Source organism: Qipengyuania aurantiaca, from assembly GCF_019711375.1.
GTDB classification, from domain to species: Bacteria; Pseudomonadota; Alphaproteobacteria; order Sphingomonadales; family Sphingomonadaceae; genus Qipengyuania; species Qipengyuania aurantiaca.
Genome location: NZ_CP081295.1, coordinates 1,700,908 through 1,719,468 on the forward strand (window position 1 = coordinate 1,700,908; position 18,561 = coordinate 1,719,468).

Genomic DNA, 18,561 nt, shown 5'->3' on the forward strand with positions numbered 1-18,561 from the left:
CCTATTGTGGCGAGGCTGCCACGCTTCTCCGGATCAGAGCGCTTTTTCGTAAATCACATATTCGCGGTTGATGGTGCTTTCGATGGTGTCGGCGATCGCGACCATCCCCTTGTTATCGTCGAGGATCCAGCCGATTTCGCCGCGCTTGCTGCCATAATCTTCGATCGCATTGCGGCGGATGAACTCAATCATCATGAAGGCGAGCTGGCTGGCAAGGCGCGAGCTCTGGAATTCCTTGAGCACGCCCATCAGCGGGACGCGCATGCCCGCGCCCATGGGCTTGCGCAGCCAGCGCAGCAGGCGGAACCAGCCGAAGGGGAGCAGCTTGCCGTCCACCTTCTTCAGCGTTTCGTTGATGTCGGGCAGCACCATCATGAAGGCGACCGGGCGGCCGTCCAGTTCGGCGATCATGTTGAGCCGCGGCTTGATGATCGGCTTCATCTTCTTCGCGGCGTGATCGATCTCGGCTTCGGTGAAGGGGACGAAACCCCAGTTGTCCGACCAGGCATCGTTGAGGATATGGAGGACCGTGCGTATTTCCTCGTCCCAGCGCTTCATGTCGATAGGGCGGATGCGGATACGCTCGTTGCGCTCGCCCGAGGTCACGATGCGCTGGACCAGCTTGGGAAAGCCCTTCTGGATATCGAGGTCGTAGGTCAGCAGGCGCTTGGTTTCGGTCATGCCGAAGCTTTCGATCCAGCCCGCGTAATGCGCCGGGTGATGGCCCATCATGATCATGGGCGAATGGTCCTGTCCCTTCACCAGCAGGCCGGGCTCTTCCCAGATCGAGAGCGAGATCGGCCCGATCATGCGGGTCATGTCCCTTTCCGCCAGCCACTCGCGGGCGCGGGTAAGGAGGGCGTGGGCGACCTCCTCGTCCTTGGCGTCGAAATAGCCGAACATGCCCGTACCCGGCCCCATGCCCTGCTCACGCGGCAGTTCTAGCGCAAGATGGTCGATATGCGCCGCGATGCGCCCGACAGGCTTGCCGGCACGCCTCGCGATGAAAAGCTGGACGGTGGCGTGGCCGAAGAACGGGTTTTTGGCCGGATCGACCAGTTCGAGCTGTTCGGAGCGCAGCTGCGGCACGTAATGCGGCTCGCGAGCAGCGAATTGACGTCCCAGGTCGACAAAGGCGGCGCGCCCTTTCTTGCCATCGACGGGTTCGATCACGATATCGTTGTTGGACACCAGCATTCCTTCGTTCAGCCCCGGTTAGCCCTGTGTAGGCTAGCCGTTCTTTGTCAAGGATGCCGCGCGCACGCGATCACTATGATCGAAAGCGGAGACTGTCCTTTTTCGTGCCTTTGCCTTAAGGGGCGCCCCAGGAAATTACGACCATGAACGCCGAACAGACCATCGCTGTTGCAAAATCCGCGTCCGCCGCGCGCGAGCGAGGCTGGCACTCGCAGATCGCCGACGACAAGGCGATGCTGCGCGCTGCCCGCGACCTGACCAAGGATATCGCCGAGCACCGCGCGGCGATTTACTGGACCGACATGGTGCTTTCTGCGCTCGTCGGATACGGCTCGCTGGCCGGTGCCATCCTTGCCGAGAACACAGCTGTCGCCATCGCGTTTGCCGTCGTGTCGGTCCTGTCGCTCTACCGCGCGCTGCTGTTCATCCACGAGATTTCGCACTTCCGGAACGGCGCGCTGCCGGGCTTCCGCACTGCGTGGAATGCGCTGGTCGGCGTGCCCATGCTGACGCCCTCCTTCATGTACGAGCAGGTGCACACGCTGCACCACAAGCGGACGCAATACGGCACGGTGGAGGATCCGGAATACCTGCCCCTCGCGCTGATGAACGCGTGGAGCCTGCCGCTTTTCGTCATCATCGCAATCCTCGCGCCCGTCGCCCTGCTGTTCCGCTTTGCGGTATTGGTCCCGCTTGGCGCGATCATTCCGCCGATCCGCCGCCTGACGTGGCAGCGGGCGAGCGCGCTGGCGATCAATCCCGAATTCCGCCGCCGTGCGCCCGAAGGCGACCTGCGCCCGCGCGTCCTGATGCAGGAGGCCGCCGGTGCGATCTGGGCCTGGGCGCTGATCGGCAGCGTCTTTGCTTTCGGCTGGAAGCCTCTGCTGGTGGCGCTGGGCGTCGCCTCGGTCGTGGCGCTGCTCAACCAGCTGCGCACGCTGGTGGCCCATCTGTGGGAGAACGAGGGCGAGGCGATGACCGTCACGGCCCAGTTCCTCGACAGCGTGAACGTGCCGCCGCCCGGCCGCATCGCGGAAATCTGGGCGCCGGTGGGCCTGCGCTATCATGCGCTGCATCACCTGATGCCCTCGATGCCCTATCATTCGCTGCCCGAGGCGCACCGCCGCCTGGCACGAGAACTGGGCGAGGCCTCGACCTATCACGGCGCCAACCATGCCGGCATGGGCGTGCTGGTGGCGCGCATCGCGCGCAGCACCATGGGGCGCAAATAGGCGCAGGCACGAAAAAGGGCCGCTCCCCTCGGTGATTGGGAACGGCCCTTAAACACGGGGTCTGCGACCCGGTGAAAGCGTAAGCTTAGTTGGCGTCGATATCCGCCTGGACACCGTCTTCGCTGATCGTGGCGTCGACATCGGCGCCGTCGATCATGACGCTCGAACCTTCTTCGCCTTCCATGGCGGGTTCGGTCACGACGGTGGTTTCGGTTGCAGCCGGCTCTTCGACAACAACGGTGTCGGTGCCGTCATCGGCCGGGGCTTCTGCTTCGGCGCAGGCGCAAAGGGCGATGGCTGCGGCGAGGGCGGGAATTGCGAACTTCTTCATGCCAAATCTCCTTTATGGCAACATTGTGTCATCAATGCGCCGGAATTGAGGCGGTTCCCGAAATTCGTCAATCGAGGAAGCGGATCATTGCGATACGCCGGCCGCGTGGCAGGCCGTGTTGCACCTCCTGCTCTATATTGGCCCTGAGGCGGGGGTGGGCATCAAGGTCGGTGACGGTCTCAAACCCGTGGCGAGCGTAGAAAGGACCATTCCACGGCACGTCGACGAAGGTTGTGAGGGTGAGCGCCGCAAAGCCGCTGTTGCGCGCGTCGATCTCTGCAGCGCGAAGGAGCACGCCTCCGATACCTTGGCCCTGATGATCAGGGTGGACCGAGAATTCACGGATATGCAGCTCGCGGCGCAAGGGTTCGGTCGACAGGAAGCCGATGATGCGCCCGTCGGCTTCCGCCACCAGTGAATGGCCTTTGCGGATGAGCCTGCGCTGCTCGTCGGCGGAAACGGCATCCATGCCAGAAACGCACGATAGGCCCTCCATGCCATCGAAAAGCTTGCCCGCAGCCAATTCGATTGCGGGCAGCGCATCGGCATCTTGCGCCCGCGCCAGCCGGATGGAGAAATCGCTCATTCCTCGGTGCGGATGAGGACCGTCTCGCCGATCAGCGCGAAGAGGAAGAAGGGCGCCCAGGCGGCGAGCAGGGGCGGGTAGCCGCCGAAACTGCCCATGGCGAGCGCGGCGTTGTCGACCACGAAATAGGCAAAGCCCAGCGCCATGCCGATCAGCGCGCGCACGAACAGCTGGCCCGAACGGGCAAGGCCGAAAGCGGCGACCGCGCCCAGCAGCGGCATGAGGAAGGAGGAGAGCGGGCCGGACAGCTTGTGCCACCACTTGGCGCGCATTTCGCCGGTGCGCCGCCCGGCGTCCTCGAACGCCTCGATCTGCGGCCCAAGCTCCCAAAAGGGCACCGCCTCGGGGTCGATCTTGGCAAGGTCGATCTGGTCGGGCGTGAGCCCTTCGCCGACGACGAGGCTGTCACCCGTGCTGGAAGCGGCCGCGGCGACCTCGAAGCGCTCGATATTCTCCAGCCGCCAGCCGGGCCCCGCGTAAGTCGCGCGCTCGGCATCGACCTGTTCGACGATCGTGCCTTCGGGGCTGCGGCGGTACCAGGTGACGTTGCGCATGCGGATGGCGTCGCCCGAGCCGGTCAGCTGCGCGGCGGTCAGCACATTGCTTCCGTCGGCAAGATAGACATTGGCGCGAACGGAGGATTCCTCCGGGACCGGCCCCCATTCGGCCGCATCCCACGCCTTCAGGGTGGCGGTCGCGCGGGTAACGACGCGTTCGTTGAAAACGAAGGACACGCCGCCCACGACCAGCGCGGTGAGCAGCAGCGGGGCCAGCACCTGGTGCGCCGAGAGGCCGGCCGCCTTCATCGCGATGACCTCGCTGTTCTGGTTCAGCGTGACGAGCGAGATTAGCGTCGCGAGCAGCACCGAATAGGGCAGGAAGCGCTGGATCAATTGCGGCACGCGCAGGCTGGCGTATGTCAGCAGCTCGCCCTGTCCGTTGCCCTCAACCGCGAGGATCTTGCCGCTGTTCGACAGCAGGTCGAGCATCATCAGCACCAGCACCAGCATGACCAGCACCGCAAGGATGCGCACCACGAACAGCTTGGCGAGATATTTCGTCAGCGTTGCCGAAGGGAAGAAGTCGAGTTGCATCAGCTGGTCGCCTCATCGCCATCGTCGAGCACCACGCGCCGATTGCGGCGGAAGAGCTTGCCGATGCGCTTGGAGATCTTGGCGAACCAGTTCTCCAGCGCGCCGATGGCCTGTCCGCCGGGCACGAAGGCGACGCGGTAATACATCCACAAGATCAGCGCGGCGAAGAGGAAGAACGGCACCCATAGCGCCAGGATCGGATCGAACATGCCGATCGCGGCGAGGTCCTCCCCGTATTGGTTCACCTTGTGATAGGCGACGACCATGATGATCGAGAGGAACACGCCGAGCGCGCTGGTACTTCGCTTGGGCGGTATGCCCAGCGCCACCGCCAGCAGCGGCATCAGCGCCATCATCACCACCTCGACCAGCCGGAAATTGAAACTCGCCTGAGAGGCGTCGCGCTTGCTCTCGGTCTCGTTGTCGGCCCAGCCGATGCGCAGCAATTCGGGCAGGATATACTCGCGCTCATCCTCGCCGCGGGCGCGGAACTCTTCGATCGCGGGCAGGTCGATCGGCAGGTCGTGCCGCGAAAAGGTGAGCACGCGCGGCGTCTGGCTGCCGGTGTCCTGCACGATGGTGCCTTCGGTCAGGCGCAGGATGATCGTGTCGGGATCGTCGGTGGTGGCGAGGAAATTGCCTTCTTTGGCGCTGATCGACAGCACCTGCCCCTTGTCGTTGGCGACGCGCGCGAAGATGCCTTTCAGCTGCCGCCCGTCGTCCTCGCTTTCCTCTATCCGAAGCGCCATGCGGTCCGCCAGCGTGGTGAACTCGCCGACCTTGATCGAGGCGCCCAGCGCGCCCGAGCGCAGTTCGTATTCGAGCCGTTCATAGGTGAAGCGGCTGACCGGCTGGATGAAGAACACCAGCGCGACATTCAGCGCCATCAGTATGCCGGTAATTAGGAAAGGCACGCGCAGCAGGCGGCCATAGCTCATCCCCACGGCGCGGAAGACATCGAGCTCGCTCGTCGTTGCCAGCTTGCGGAAGGCAAGCAGTATGCCGAGCAGCAGGCCCAGCGGAATGGCAAGGCTCGCGTATTCCGGCAGCAGCGTTGCAAGCATCTTGAAGACCACGCCGACCGGGCCGCCTTCGACCGCGACGAAATCGAGCAGCCGCAGCATCTTGTCGAGCACCAGCAAGGACGCTGCCAGCACGAACACGCCCACCATCGGCACGATCACGAGCCGGGCGATGTAGCGGTCGATTGCGGGGAGGAAATTGAGCACTCGGGTTCCGGCTATTGGGTCACTTGGGGCACGGCCCTAGCGGCAAAATCGGCGCGCGTCATGCCCTACCAGAACCGGCTGCCGGGAATGCCCTTGAAGGGGCCGGCCTCGCGGCTGGTAATCCACCCACCGTAGAAGCCGCCCGGCTGGGGCGTGACCTGTTCGCCGTCGACCAGGCATTCGTCGAATGGCTCGGGATAGAAGGCGAGAAAATCGGCGATGGGCGCAAAAGCGGCGGTGGGGTCGGCATAGCTCCACGCCGCCGCTTCGATCCGCTCGTCACCGATGACCACATCCCAATAGCGCGCCTGGCCCTTCCATTCGCACAGCGAACGCTGCGGATTAGGCTGGAGATGAGCGGACGCAATGTCCTGTGGAGGCAGGTAATAGGTCGGCGGGTGGCTGGTTTCGAGCGTGCGCCAGGCTCCGCGCGTATCGGCCAGCGTCACGCCGCGATGGCGGATGACGATGTGCCGGTCGGTAGGTTCGGCGATGGCGGGGCGGGGGTAGTCCCAGACGCTTTCCTGTCCTTCGCCCACCGGATCGGGCTCGGGATGGCCGAAGAAGGCTATCGCCTTACGCCTTTTCCAGCGTGCACTGGAGCGGGTGCTGGTTCTGGCGCGCGAAGTCCATCACCTGGTTCACCTTGGTTTCGGCGACTTCGTAGGGGAAGATTCCGCAGACGCCGACGCCCTTCTGGTGGACGTGCAGCATGACGCGGGTCGCCTCTTCCATGTCCATGCGGAAGAAGCGCTTCAGCACGATCACCACGAATTCCATCGGGGTGTAATCATCGTTCAGCAGGAGCACCTTGTACTGGCTGGGCTTCTTGGGCTTGGCGCGGGTCTTGGTGGCGATGGCGACCTGGCCGTCGCCTTCGCGCGTATCGTCATCGCCGTCTTCGGCGGCGCGGATCGTGTGGAGGCGGAAGGGATGGGTCATGTCAGCGCGCCAATATCGTAAGGCTTTGCGGAATCGCAAGTGGCTAAACCATGTTCGCCGTTACGAGTATCCGCTGCACAAGCAAACGGGCCGGACGACACATGGTGCCATCCGACCCGCCGTTTCCAACTACCGGGCAAGGGAGAGAGGAGAGAGATGCCCGGCGGGTTGAAGCTGGTAAATGCTATTCGCGCTTAGGCGGCCTTGCGGACCTTCTCGGCAGCGAGGCTCATGCGGCTGGACAGCGGAGCGAAGGCTTCGTTGGCGAGCTTGAGCATGGCTTCGGTGTTCTTCGAGGTGGTCGAGACCATGGCGTCGAAGTTGCGGCGTGCGATTTCGCCCTGGAGCTGGAACAGCTCGGTCGGCGACTTCACGGCAGCGAACTTCTTGACGTCGCCCTGGACGGTTTCGGCAGCCGACTTGGCTTCTTCGACATAGGTGCGGCCCATGTCCTGCATGCCGCCGGCAAGGATCTTGCCGCTTTCGACGAGAGCTTCGAAGTTACCCTTCTGGAATTCGACGACGCCCTGGGTCATTTCGGCACCCTTGTCGTAAGCAGCCTTGGCGCGGGTCTGCGCTTCGGCAGCCATTTCCTTCGCCTTGGCGGTGTAGTCGGTGGTCTTAGCGTTCTTGGCAGTGGCCATGATGGTGTCCTTCAATTTGGTAATCGGGGTAGCGGAGGTCGTGGTAGCCGGCTTCTTCGCAGGAGCTGCCTTCTTGGCGGCAACCTTCTTCGGAGCGGCCTTCTTCGCCACGGTCTTCTTGGGAGCTGCCTTCTTGGCGGCCGGCTTCTTCTTCGCCGGGACCTTCTTGGCGGGCGCCTTTTTCGCGGGAGCTGCAACGGCCTTGGCGACCTTGTCGGTCTTCACCGGCGCCGGGCTGTCCGCTTCGACTGCCTTGGCGACAGCCGCGGTGTTCACCTCGGCGGTCTTCTTTTCGGCAGCCGCGGCATAAGCCTTCTCGGCAGCAGCATCGATTTTGGTCTGGCTCTCGGCCATGGGAATAACCTCGCTTTATGTTGCACTGCACAAAATAGGCATTGCAGCTGCGAAGTCAAGGGGTTTTTGTGCAGTGCACAATGAGGTGCGGCAAGCCGTGTTATCAGCGCGTTATAGCGCCGATCAGCGCGTGGCGACGTAGCGTCCCGGCGCGTCCTCGATCACTACATCGCCCTTTCCGCCCGGCTTGCGCTTGCCCGTCGCGGCAACGGTTTCGCCGTCCTGGGTGCGCAGCCAGTCGATCCAGTCGGGCCACCAGCTGCCGGGGTGCTCCTGGGCGCCCTCGCGGAATTCGGCGAGGTTGCGGGGCTCGCCGTCGTTGGTCCAGTACTGGTACTTGCCCGAGGACGGCGGGTTGACCACCCCGGCGATGTGGCCCGATCCCGCCAGCACGAACTTGATCGGGCCGGTAAAATGTTCCTTCAGGCGCCAGACGCTTTCGGCCGGGGCGATATGGTCTTCCTTGCCCGCCTGCACATAGGTCGGCGTCTTGACCGTGCCGAGGTCGATCGGTGTGTTGTCGACGCTCAGCGCGTCGGCCTCCACCAGCCGGTTGTCGCGATAGAGGTCGCGCAAATATTGCTGGTGCCATTTGGCGGGCAGGTTGGTGACGTCGCCGTTCCAGTGCAGCAGGTCGAAGGCCGGATAGTCCTCGCCCAGCAGGTAATTGTTGACGACGTAGTTCCAGATCAGGTCGGTGCCGCGCAGCAGGTTGAAGGTCGCCGCCATGTAGCGACCGTCGAGATAGCCGTCGGGCGAAAGCGCCTTGATCGTGCCGAGCTGGCTGTCGTCGATGAAATTGAGCAATTCGCCCGCCTTCTCGAAATCGACCTGCGCGGTGAAGAAGGTGGCCGATTTGACCTTGTCCTCTTCGCCCCGGCGATGGAGCAGGGCGAGGGTGGCGGCGAGCGTCGTACCCGCGACGCAATAGCCGATCGCGTGGACGCTCGGCACATCGAGGCGGGCGCGGATATGGTCGATCGCGTCGATCTGCGCGCGGACGTAATCGTCCCAGATCACGTCCTTCATGCTGGCATCGGCCGACTTCCAGCTGACCATGAAGACGGTGACGCCCTGCTCGACCGCCCATTTCACGAAGCTCTTCTTCTCGTTGAGGTCGAGGATGTAGAAACGGTTGATCCACGGCGGGAAGATCACCAGCGGGGTCGCCATGACCTTCTCGGTGGTCGGCGTGTACTGGATCAGCTGGTAGAGCGGCGTCTCGTGAACGACCTTGCCCGGCGTGGTGGCGATGTTCTCGCCCAGCGTGAAGGCGCTCGCATCCGTGTGGCTGAGCTGCCCGCGCCGCATGTCGGCGAGCAAATGCTCCATTCCCTTGACCAGGTTCTGCCCCTTGGTCTCGAGCGTGCGCTCCATCACCACGGGGTTGAGGAGCGGGAAATTGGCCGGGCTCGCCGCTTCGGTGATCGCCTTTGTGGTGAATTTGAGCTGTTCGCGCTGCTGCGGGTTCAGCCCTTCCATGCTGTCGGCCATCTGCTCGACCCGCTCGGCAAGGAAGAGATAGGTCTGGTGGATCAGCGCGAAGGCAGGGTGCGCGCGCCATTTCTCGTCGGCGAAGCGGCGGTCCTTGCGCGGCAGTTCGACCTCGCCGTCCATGCCATCGGCGGCCTTGGGGCCGAGACCGTACTGGCCGAGCACCGTGTTCCACAGCTCCATGCCCTCGTCCCACAGCGCCTTTTGCTGTTCGGCCTGTGCGATCGGCATCTGCCTGTACCAGTCGGTGGCGAGTGCCATCCAGCGCGCCGGATCGAAATAGGGGACCAGAGCCTGCGGATTGCTCATCTGCTCGGCTTGGTACTGCGCCCAGAGCGCCTGCAATTTCGCGCCCGTTTCGGCCCAGGCCTGCGCGTCCTCCGGCTTCATCGGCGCCTCGCCCATCATCATCTGCGGATCCATCCCGCCGGTCATCGGCGCGAACATGGCGCGCATCAGCTTGGCCGGATGTTCGTAGAGATTGGTGAAGGGATCGGGCGTTTCGGTCATCTATGTCTCCGGCCGTGAAAGCGGCTCTTCTCGGGTCTCTAAGATAATTCGCGTCGCCAATATAGCGAGCGCTTTGCGCTTGGGGCGCGAATAGGTAATCAGTGTGACGAAACAACGCACACAAGAGGCGAAATGTCCGACGAATTCTACCGCATCAAACGTATGCCTCCCTATGTGATCGCGGAGGTCAACGCGATGCGGCACGCGGCCCGGCAGGCGGGGCGCGACATCATCGACCTCGGCATGGGCAACCCGGACCAGCCGCCGCCGCAGCACGTGATCGACAAGCTTTGCGAGGTCGCGCAGAAGCCCACCGCGCATGGCTATTCGCAGTCGAAGGGAATCCCCGGCCTGCGCCGCGCCCAGGCAAATTACTACGATCGGCGCTTCGGGGTGGAACTCGATCCCGAGCGCGAGGTGGTGGTGACGATGGGCTCAAAGGAGGGCCTCTCCTCCATGGCCACCGCCATCAGCGCGCCGGGCGATGTGATCCTCGCGCCGAGCCCGGCCTATCCGATCCACACCTATGGCTTCATGATCGCCGGCGCCACGATCCGCAGCGTGCCGACCACGCCGGACGAGAATTACTGGCGCGCGCTCGACAACGCGATGGCCTACACCGTGCCGCGCCCGACGGTGCTCGTGGTCAACTACCCAAGCAATCCGACGGCCGAGACGGTCGATCTCGATTTCTACGAGCGGCTGGTTGCCTGGGCGAAGCGCAACGAGGTCTGGGTCCTGTCCGACCTTGCCTATTCCGAGCTTTATTACGACGGCAAGCCGACGCGTTCGATCCTCGAGGTTCCGGGGGCAAAGGACATTGCGGTGGAGTTTACCTCCATGTCCAAGACCTTCTCGATGGCCGGTTGGCGCATAGGTTTCTGCGTCGGCAACCAGAAGCTGATCGCCGCGCTGACGCGGGTGAAAAGCTACCTCGACTACGGCGCCTTCACGCCGGTCCAGGCCGCCGCCTGCGCCGCGCTCAACGGGCCGCAGGAAGTGGTCGAGCAGAACCGCGCCCGCTACCAGCACCGCCGCGACGTGATGGTCGAAAGCTTTACCCGCGCCGGCTGGGCCATCCCGAACCCGCCCGCCAGCATGTTCACCTGGGCCAAGCTGCCGCCGGGCTTCGAGCACATGGGCAGTCTCGAATTTTCCAAGCGCCTGTTGCAGGAGGCCGAGGTAGCGGTCGCCGCCGGTGTCGGCTTCGGCGAGGAGGGCGAGGGCTATGTCCGCATCGCCATGGTCGAGAACGAACAGCGCATCCGGCAGGCGGCGCGCAACATCAGGAAATTCCTCTCCGATCACGAACGGTAAACGCTCCGGTAAACCACCTATAGGTAGTTCCTCGTATGCCCCTTCCTGCCGCGGTGTGCTTTTGAAGTAAGCAGGCGGGAGGGCTATGGAGTGGCCCAGTGGAACTTGCTGAATATACGTGGTTGTCGGTCGCACCGGCGCCTCCGGGGCGATGGGATTTGCGGATGCTGGGCTGGGGGCTGCGCAGCGACTTTCGTGCGGCCTCTCTGCGCCGCGGCGTTCCGGTTCTGCTCGACTGGCGGATCGGCTTTCGGTGTTCGGACTGGCGAGAGGTGCCAAACAAGCAGAGCGCCATCTGCGTGGGCGTCGACGAGCCGGAGGTTCGCGCGCAGCTGATTGGCGAAGGCTTCGGCGACGCGCTGCCGATGGAGGTCGCGCTGGTCGAACTCGCCGCGCGGCTGCTCAAGCTGGACGGGCTGGAACGCCAGATCCCGCGCCAGCAGCGCATCGGCCCCGTCCTGCTCGACCTGTTCCACCGCGATGCGAAGGTCTCGGGCACGTGGATCGGCCTCCACCCGCGCGAGTTCGGCCTTTTGTGGCGGCTCGCCGAAACGCCGCATCGCCCGGTCGGCAAGAAGGAACTGCTGCGCGATGTCTGGCGGCTAAAGCACGAGCCGGAGACCAACTCGCTCGAGGTGCATGTCTCGCGCCTGCGCGCCAAGCTGTCCGTCAGCGGCGTGGGCTGGGTGGTGCAGACGCATGAGAGCGGCGGCTACCAAATCGGCAAGCGTCCTTCGGTCGAATATCTTCGGGTGGACAGGGTGCAGCCGATCGCGCAGGACTGTGGCCCCGAACAGCCGAGAATGGTCCAGTCCCATGCCAGCAGAAAATCGCGTTACGATTGACCTTGCCGACAACGGCGTCGCGCAGGTCCGCTTCAACCGCCCCGACAAGATGAACGCGCTCGACCCGGCGCAGTTCGAAGCGATCATCGAGGCGGGGGAGAAATTGCGCGACATGAAAGGGCTGCGCGCCGTCGTGCTGGCGGGCGAGGGGCGTGCCTTTTGCGCCGGGCTCGACGTGTCCAGCTTCACCGCCGCGCCCGACGGGGAGCGCAAGCCGCTGACCGAGCGTACGCACGGCAATTCCAACACCTTCCAGGAAGTGGCGATGACCTGGCGCAAGTGCCCGGTCCCCGTCATCGCGGCGGTCCACGGCGTGTGCTTCGGCGGCGGCCTGCAGATCGCCAGCGGCGCGGACATCCGCGTGGTCCATCCCGCCACCCGCATGGCGATCATGGAAATGAAATGGGGTCTCGTGCCCGACATGGGCGGCTATCACCTCTGGCGCGGGAACGTGCGCGACGATGTCTTGCGCGAACTGGTCTACACCAACCGCGAGTTTACCGGCGAAGAGGCGCTGGGATACGGCCTCGCCACCTTCGTGTCCGAGGATCCGCTAGGCAAGGCAAACGACATCGCCGAGGAAATCGCCAACCGCAACCCCGAAGCCATCCGCGGCGCCAAGCGCCTGTCCGAAGCGATGCTGGAGCAATCGGGCGACGATGTCCTGATGGCCGAAAGCGTCGAACAAGCCGCCGTGATGAGGCGGCCGAACCAGGTCGAGGCGGTGATGGCCGGAATGCAGAAACGCGCGCCGAAGTTTACGGATGTGTGAAGGGGAAGACTGTCCGCTACCGATGTGATTGCGGTCATTCCAGTTTGCCAATAGCATTTGCCTAATGACTACAACTGACACCCGCACAGAGAGCCTAATCAAGGATGACGCTTGGGCTGCGATGCAGCGCTATGACTACGAAACGGCATTCAGAGATTTTAGTGCGCTGTTGCCCAGCAACGAACCGGACGTTCTCAACGCTCTCGGCTGGATGTGCGAAATGGGTGAAGGTCATAGCAAGGACTTAGAGCAGGCGGCTGTCTATTACCGGCAATCGGCGCAGACAGGCTCTCAGTATGGCCTCCTCGGTTTGGGCGATGTTTTGAGCGATCTCGGAAGAGAGAGTGAAGCAAGAAGCGTTTACGAAGAAGGCGCTGCTCAAGGCTATACTCCCGCGATGTGCCGATATGGCCGTATTCTTGTCGGGGATGACCGGTCGCCCAGCGAGAGACAGCAAGGCGTGGTTCTACTCCAAGAGGCTGCTGCCGAGGGGAATATACTCGCGCGCAGAACGCTGCTCGGGCTGGAGATGAAGAAATCAACGTCGATCGTTGGAAAGGCGTGGGTTGGCTTTCAAATACTTCGCCTAGTGATTTCCGGAGTTCCTAAATTCGCCCGAGACCCCTTAGCGCCAGAAGTGATGTAGATTTGGTCAAGGCCAACGGCTGTGTCCGCTTTCCACCCCAAATCCTCCAGAACTGACCACCCGTCGCCCCACGTCTCCGACCGGCCCCACCGGCCTCTTTCCTACACCGTCAATTTTTGCCTTAACCTCGCGGATGACCAGACATCCGGACCCCCATTCGCAAGATTTAGTCGAGGGCGAGGCCACCGCGCCTGCTCCGACCGCTCTTCCTGCACAGGCCGAACCCTCGCGCCACGATGGCTGGACGAAGGCGCGGCAGGCGGCTTTCCTGCGCGAACTGGCGGCGACGCATAATGTCGCGGGCGCCGCACGGGCGGTGGGCATGAGCCGCCAGTCCGCTTACAAGCTGCGCGCCCGGTTGCGCGGGACGCCGTTCGACAAGGGCTGGGAAGCCGCCTTCCTGTCGCGCTTCGACGTGCTGGCCGAGGCTGCGCTCGACCGGGCCCTCAACGGCGTGGAAGTCCCGCATTATTACAAGGGCGAACTGGTCGGCACCTCGCGTCGCTATGACGAGCGGCTGACGCTGGCCCTGCTCGCGACGCGGGGCGCCTTCGTGCGGCCGCCACAGGGGGAATACGATCCCTCCCGCGCTTTCGAGGCGGATGAGCTGGCAGCGCTGGCCGACCGGGTCGAGCAAGGTCCCGAACACTGGCTGGGAGAATGCGACAGCGAGCTCGACGCCCGCTATGGCGATGTCTGCGACATGGGGGATACGGAGGAGGGTGGCTAGCCTTGGCGAATGGCGCGTCGCGCGAGGGCAGGGCCGCTGTCACCTGCCTTCAAACAAGCGCATTTCTTATAGCAATTCAGTGCTTTAGAAGAAGGGCGATCCGGTTGACGCCCTGTCGCCTTCGTCACCCGAAGATCGCCACGCATTGCATCCCGTCGAGCACCTGCTGCCCGTCCGCGTTCCACAGGCGCAGCCGCTCGCTCGAATAGCCGCCGGCTGCGTGCTGGCTCGCGTTTTCCGACAGCCACCAGCCGTCGCGCGTGGAGGGGGCGGTATCGAGGAGATTGAAGGACCAGTTGATCGAGCTGATCGGCCCCTGCCGCTGCATCGCGCGCATGGCACCCGGCGGCAGCACGTCGCCCAGCAGGATGAGTTCGCTTACGGGATCGAGGCCCTCGCGGTCCGTAAGGCGCGCCCAGCGGCGCACGACCGGCTCTCCCGGGCCGCTGATGTCCTGCGCCTTCTTCAGCTCGAAATTGTTTTGAATGAAGGCGGGGCCCTTGCCGGTCATGGTCACCGGCGCATCCTCGGGCGAGCCGGGCCAGTCGGCGATTTTTCCGGCGGGATGCTGCGCGTTGGCTTCGCGCTGGGTGCCGAACAGCCAGAAGGCGGTCAGCGTGCATTTCCCCTCGCACCAGATCTCGCTGCGCACCTGCGCCACATTGCGCCCCTGCCGCACGATCTCGCGCTTGAGCTCGACCTCGGGCCCGGTCGGCGCGACGAAGGCAACCTGCCCTGCGCGCAAGGGAGGCAGGTCGGGAAAGGCGCGCACGGCGGCCGTGTAGGCGATGAGCGCCGAAGCCCCGCCATAAAGCGTGCGGCCCTGCATCCAGTGCTCGAGATTGTCGAAGCGGGTATTCCCGCCCTCGGGCGTGATCGGATCGGTAAGGCTGGCAATGCTCATCCCCCCTCATCGCGCGGCTTTTTCGCTTCGTCCAGACTGACGTTACGTAAGGCGATTGCAATGCGCCTGCAGAATCGCTAGTGGGCCGCTTCCCGTGTCGAGAGGCCGGGCGAGGCCCGATGGCGGAGTGGTTACGCAGAGGACTGCAAATCCTTGCACGCCGGTTCGATTCCGGCTCGGGCCTCCACTTCTCTTGGTTCGAAAAGAGAATGTGCCGCTTTAGCTCAGTTGGTAGAGCACATCATTCGTAATGATGGGGTCACGTGTTCGAGTCACGTAAGCGGCACCACTTTTCAGGAATGGCGGAAAACCGTCGATTTTTGCGCACCCCCATAGGCGACTGCTGAGAACCTTTGGGCTGAGTAGGCGGACAAATGGCCGCTTTCGCCCTCACATCGGTCATTCGGCGGTGGTCGGTGCAGCCCCTAAAGCGGACATAAGTCACTCGATTAGATGCCCCAAACCCTTCTTGCGAGCGCTTCTTGGTCAAATCGTCCACATCCAAGCTAAGTATTCTAACCGGCGCTTTTCACGTCTTCGACCTTCACGCGCAATCGCCTGAAAGCTTACGACTGACTGAGCGTCGTAAAGTTGCGACTGCATAACGCAAGAGATCGCTATCTTGCGCGACTGCTCGTTTGATGGCACGATATATAAATGCGCAGACATTTCTTCTGCCCTGCAACCGGCCTCGTTGCCGTACGCCGATCGGTCGAGTTTCATCTCACCGATTGGTTCAACGAGTAATCTCGATCCGCGCGGGATAGGCGCGGATTTCGGGCACGCTTTCTTCGTGCCCCAAGACATTCCGGGCCCGTCCCTGACCATTCGCACGCGACCATCGGGTCGCCCATGAAGGTTCGAGGGATCATAGCATGTCAAATCAATCGAAAATCCGTCGCGGCGCCTCCGGGACCGCTGCCCTCCTGCTTGCAGGAATTTCCACCCCTGTCCTGGCGCAAACCGCTGCCAGCACGGAAGACACCGCGTCGCCCGACGAAGATGTCATCGTCGTCACCGGGAGCCGTATCGAAGGGCTGCCATCGGACGGCCCGGTCCAGACGATTTCCGTCGACCGCGAGGATATCGTGGAATCGGGCGCCGGGACCATCATCGAGGTCCTCCAGGACCTCCCGGTTGCTTCGGGCGGCGGAGCGACATTCTCCACCGCCACGGCCGGTCCACTGTCATCCGACACTCCGGTCGGCGCATCAGCGGTTTCGCTGCGCGGACTTGGCGCCTCGTCCACGCTGACCCTTATCAATGGCCGCCGCGCCCAGATCAGCGCTTTTGCGCGAGGCCAGGAAAGCTTCATCGACGCTAGCTCGATACCGCTTGCCGCAGTCGAGCGGGTCGAAGTGCTGCCGTCGGGTGCATCGGCGATCTACGGCGCAGATGCTGTCGCCGGCGTGGTCAACTACGTCCTGCGAAACGACTTCGAGGGGATCGAGCTCAGCGCGAGCTACGGTAATTCCACGGCTGGCACCGACGAGGGCCGCTACAACCTCACGGCAGTGGCCGGTGCACGCATTGGCGACCGCAATTCGGTCATGCTGGTGGTCGACTATTTCAAGCGCAATCCCTTCTTCCTGCGTGACCGGGAAATCAGCCGGGAGAGCTTCCGGCCCAGCCAGCAGGGCTTCTACCCCAGCTTCAACGATCTGTTCTTCCAGTTCTTCGACCAGACCGAAGAGCCCGCGGACGGTGGCTGCGCCGCCGACGATTTCGGCTTCGGCAATTTCGGCGAGTTCTGCGAGGTCAACACCAATGCTTTCGTGTCCGTGCAGGATCGGCTGGAAACGATTGGCGGGTTGTTCACCCACCAATTCAAGATTTCCGACAGCCTGACCTGGTATAACGACGTGCTCTACAGCCGCGTGGAATCGCGCGGTGTCAGTTCACCGGCCAATTTCTCAAGGGCGCCGATCGATCCGGAAAATCCGTTCTGGCCGGCCGCGCTGCAGGCAGACATCGTCGAGGAAGGCGGCGTGGGCGATTTCAGCGACTACTTCGGATTCCCGATCTTCGCCTGGGGCAAGATCCCCGAGCCGCGCGCCGTTGAGGTCGAATCCGACAGCTACCGCATCACCTCGGGTCTCCGCGGTGATCTGGCTGGCGACTGGCGGTTCGACGCGGCATTCCTGTTCGGAGGCAACGACCGCGTCCAGCGCGGCGTTTCGGGATTGGTGATCGCTCAGAACTTCTACGACCTCAACCTGGGCAATATCTGTACCGACGGATCGCGGGTCGAGCGCTGGGATGTTGATCTTGCCCGGCCGACTGCCGATTTCATCGGCGACACCTGCGAAGACGACGGACGGACCACGCTCTGGTACAATCCGTTCGGCGGGCAGACCGCGCAGGAAGACGGCGTTGCCGAACTGCTCGGCACCGAGGCGGAACGCAGCGGCAAATCGCGCCTCTACGCCTTCGATGCCAGCGTCAACGGTACGCTGCTCGAGATGCCGGCAGGGCCTCTCAAGGCAGCATTTGGCGGGGAGTTCCGGCGTGAAACGCTGCGCGACACCCCTTCCGGAGTGGCCGTGGCCACGATCGACAATCCTGAGCCGATCCTGGGATTTTCATCTACGAGCGCCGAGGCTGACCGGAACAGCTGGTCGCTCTTCGGCGAGCTTTATGTGCCGCTGGCGCAAGGCCTCGACCTTCAGCTGGCCGGACGTTTCGACGATTTCGAAGGCTTTGGAAGCGATTTCAATCCCAAGATCGCCGCGCGGTGGGAGCCGGTCGACTGGCTCGCCCTGCGCGCCAATTACTCGACCTCGTTCCGCGCACCCTCGCTTGCCCAGAGCGGCGCGGGTGTCCTGCTGAGCTCGTATCGCGTAGACTGCGAGGCGACGCCCGGAGCCTGCGACGGCGATCCGACCGGCGATGGCGAGGCGCTGTTGTCGGAGGATGTCGGCAATCCGGCCCTGGGCGCCGAGAACGCTCGCAGTTTCGGTGGCGGGGTCATGATCACGCCCAGCCCCGATATCGAGCTGCAGGTCGACTACTGGAACATTCGCCACGAAGATCTGGTCGGGATTGATGAGGACGACTTCATCCGCCGCGCGCTGGCAGGCGAATTCGCGGTCGTGGGCGATGGCGAACTGCTAACCGGCACGCCGGGTCTCGAAGTCACCAATGGCTTTGTCACCGACGCGCATTTCCAGATCACCAATCTGGGATTCCAGAAAACGGACGGGATCGACTTCGCCTATACGCACCGCCTCGGCGGTGGTGATGCAGGCGATTTCACCTTCCGGCTGGATGCGACGCGCATCCTCAATTTCGAACGCAAGGCCTCCGAAGCCAGTCCGGTCGAGCAGCTCGCAGGCGACTATGTCTATCCCGACTTCATCGCGAGCGGGAAGCTCCGCTGGCGCAAGGATGCCTGGAGGGCTTCTCTGTCCGGCCATTACAAGACCGGATACCGTGACGACCCCTCGGACCGCACCCTCGAAGCGCTGGGACTGCCGCTCGACCGGGAGTACGAGGTCGACGATTATCTCACCTTCGATCTCAGCGTGAGCTACGATTTTGCGGAGGACAGCTTTATCCAGCTGGCGGTGCGAAACATCCTCGATGAGGACCCGCCGCGCGTGCTGGGATCGTCGTCGAATGTCGATCTCTTCAACCACGACCTGATCGGCCGCTACGCTACGCTCCGCGTGACGAAGCGCTTCTAAGGCGGCAAGGTCGAATCCGCTAGGCTCCGGGGCCCGCCCTATCATGGT

17 protein-coding genes and 2 tRNA genes are annotated in these 18,561 nt (G+C 63.5%); 9 read left to right on the forward strand and 10 right to left on the reverse strand.

What is annotated here, in order from left to right; translation table 11 throughout:
• Window positions 1-33: 33 nt before the first annotated feature.
• Complete coding sequence (locus K3148_RS08265; protein WP_221424365.1) at window positions 34-1,197, reverse strand: N-acetyltransferase; 1,164 nt, start codon at window positions 1,195-1,197, stop codon at window positions 34-36.
• A gap of 143 nt (window positions 1,198-1,340) precedes the next feature.
• Between K3148_RS08265 and K3148_RS08270 the strand changes: the two genes are divergently transcribed.
• Entirely contained in the window at window positions 1,341-2,429 is a 1,089-nt protein-coding gene (locus K3148_RS08270) for a fatty acid desaturase family protein (RefSeq protein ID WP_221424366.1), read from the forward strand.
• Window positions 2,430-2,514: 85 nt separating this feature from the next.
• Here the strand turns inward: K3148_RS08270 and K3148_RS08275 are convergent, their stop codons facing one another.
• From K3148_RS08275 to K3148_RS08310, 8 genes are all read right to left on the reverse strand, one after another.
• Entirely contained in the window at window positions 2,515-2,760 is a 246-nt protein-coding gene (locus K3148_RS08275; RefSeq protein WP_221424367.1) for a hypothetical protein, read from the reverse strand.
• A gap of 67 nt (window positions 2,761-2,827) precedes the next feature.
• Complete coding sequence (locus K3148_RS08280; RefSeq protein ID WP_221424368.1) at window positions 2,828-3,346, reverse strand: GNAT family N-acetyltransferase; 519 nt, start codon at window positions 3,344-3,346, stop codon at window positions 2,828-2,830.
• Window positions 3,343-4,440: an LPS export ABC transporter permease LptG gene (gene lptG, locus K3148_RS08285; protein ID WP_221424369.1), complete on the reverse strand. Its 1,098-nt coding sequence runs from the start codon at window positions 4,438-4,440 to the stop codon at window positions 3,343-3,345. The genes K3148_RS08280 and lptG overlap by 4 nt, the downstream gene beginning before the upstream one ends.
• Window positions 4,440-5,669, reverse strand: coding sequence for an LptF/LptG family permease (locus K3148_RS08290; protein ID WP_221424370.1), 1,230 nt, complete (start codon window positions 5,667-5,669; stop codon window positions 4,440-4,442). The genes lptG and K3148_RS08290 overlap by 1 nt, the downstream gene beginning before the upstream one ends.
• Before the next feature lie 65 nt (window positions 5,670-5,734).
• Window positions 5,735-6,208, reverse strand: coding sequence for a DUF427 domain-containing protein (locus tag K3148_RS08295; RefSeq protein WP_221424371.1), 474 nt, complete (start codon window positions 6,206-6,208; stop codon window positions 5,735-5,737).
• A 37-nt stretch (window positions 6,209-6,245) separates the two neighbouring features.
• Window positions 6,246-6,611, reverse strand: coding sequence for an ATP-dependent Clp protease adapter ClpS (clpS, locus tag K3148_RS08300; protein ID WP_221424372.1), 366 nt, complete (start codon window positions 6,609-6,611; stop codon window positions 6,246-6,248).
• A gap of 194 nt (window positions 6,612-6,805) precedes the next feature.
• Window positions 6,806-7,609 (reverse strand): phasin family protein, encoded by an 804-nt coding sequence (locus K3148_RS08305; protein ID WP_221424373.1) that lies wholly within the window; start codon window positions 7,607-7,609, stop codon window positions 6,806-6,808.
• Between the two features lie 123 nt (window positions 7,610-7,732).
• Window positions 7,733-9,613, reverse strand: a complete 1,881-nt coding sequence (locus K3148_RS08310) for a PHA/PHB synthase family protein (protein WP_221424374.1) — start codon at window positions 9,611-9,613, stop codon at window positions 7,733-7,735.
• 132 nt (window positions 9,614-9,745) lie between these two features.
• Between K3148_RS08310 and K3148_RS08315 the strand changes: the two genes are divergently transcribed.
• From K3148_RS08315 to K3148_RS08335, 5 genes are all read left to right on the forward strand, one after another.
• A complete protein-coding gene (locus K3148_RS08315; protein WP_221424375.1) occupies window positions 9,746-10,930 on the forward strand; it encodes an LL-diaminopimelate aminotransferase in 1,185 nt (394 codons plus the stop codon).
• A 98-nt stretch (window positions 10,931-11,028) separates the two neighbouring features.
• On the forward strand, window positions 11,029-11,775 hold the full coding sequence (locus K3148_RS08320) for a winged helix-turn-helix transcriptional regulator (protein WP_221424376.1): 747 nt from the start codon (window positions 11,029-11,031) through the stop codon (window positions 11,773-11,775).
• Complete coding sequence (locus K3148_RS08325; protein ID WP_221424377.1) at window positions 11,747-12,547, forward strand: crotonase/enoyl-CoA hydratase family protein; 801 nt, start codon at window positions 11,747-11,749, stop codon at window positions 12,545-12,547. The genes K3148_RS08320 and K3148_RS08325 overlap by 29 nt, the downstream gene beginning before the upstream one ends.
• 64 nt (window positions 12,548-12,611) lie before the next feature.
• A complete protein-coding gene (locus K3148_RS08330; protein WP_221424378.1) occupies window positions 12,612-13,193 on the forward strand; it encodes a tetratricopeptide repeat protein in 582 nt (193 codons plus the stop codon).
• Window positions 13,194-13,326: 133 nt separating this feature from the next.
• Window positions 13,327-13,923, forward strand: a complete 597-nt coding sequence (locus K3148_RS08335; RefSeq protein ID WP_221424379.1) for a hypothetical protein — start codon at window positions 13,327-13,329, stop codon at window positions 13,921-13,923.
• A gap of 124 nt (window positions 13,924-14,047) precedes the next feature.
• Here K3148_RS08335 and K3148_RS08340 read toward each other — a convergent pair whose 3' ends face one another.
• Entirely contained in the window at window positions 14,048-14,827 is a 780-nt protein-coding gene (locus K3148_RS08340; RefSeq protein WP_221424380.1) for an acyl-CoA thioesterase, read from the reverse strand.
• Between the two features lie 113 nt (window positions 14,828-14,940).
• Here K3148_RS08340 and K3148_RS08345 point away from each other — a divergent pair.
• The 3 genes from K3148_RS08345 (at window position 14,941) to K3148_RS08355 (ending at window position 18,513) form a co-directional block, all read left to right on the forward strand.
• Window positions 14,941-15,014, forward strand: a tRNA-Cys gene (locus K3148_RS08345).
• A gap of 26 nt (window positions 15,015-15,040) precedes the next feature.
• Window positions 15,041-15,116: transfer RNA gene (locus tag K3148_RS08350), tRNA-Thr, on the forward strand.
• 586 nt (window positions 15,117-15,702) lie between these two features.
• On the forward strand, window positions 15,703-18,513 hold the full coding sequence (locus K3148_RS08355; protein ID WP_221424381.1) for a TonB-dependent receptor plug domain-containing protein: 2,811 nt from the start codon (window positions 15,703-15,705) through the stop codon (window positions 18,511-18,513).
• The last annotated feature ends 48 nt before the right edge of the window (window positions 18,514-18,561 follow it).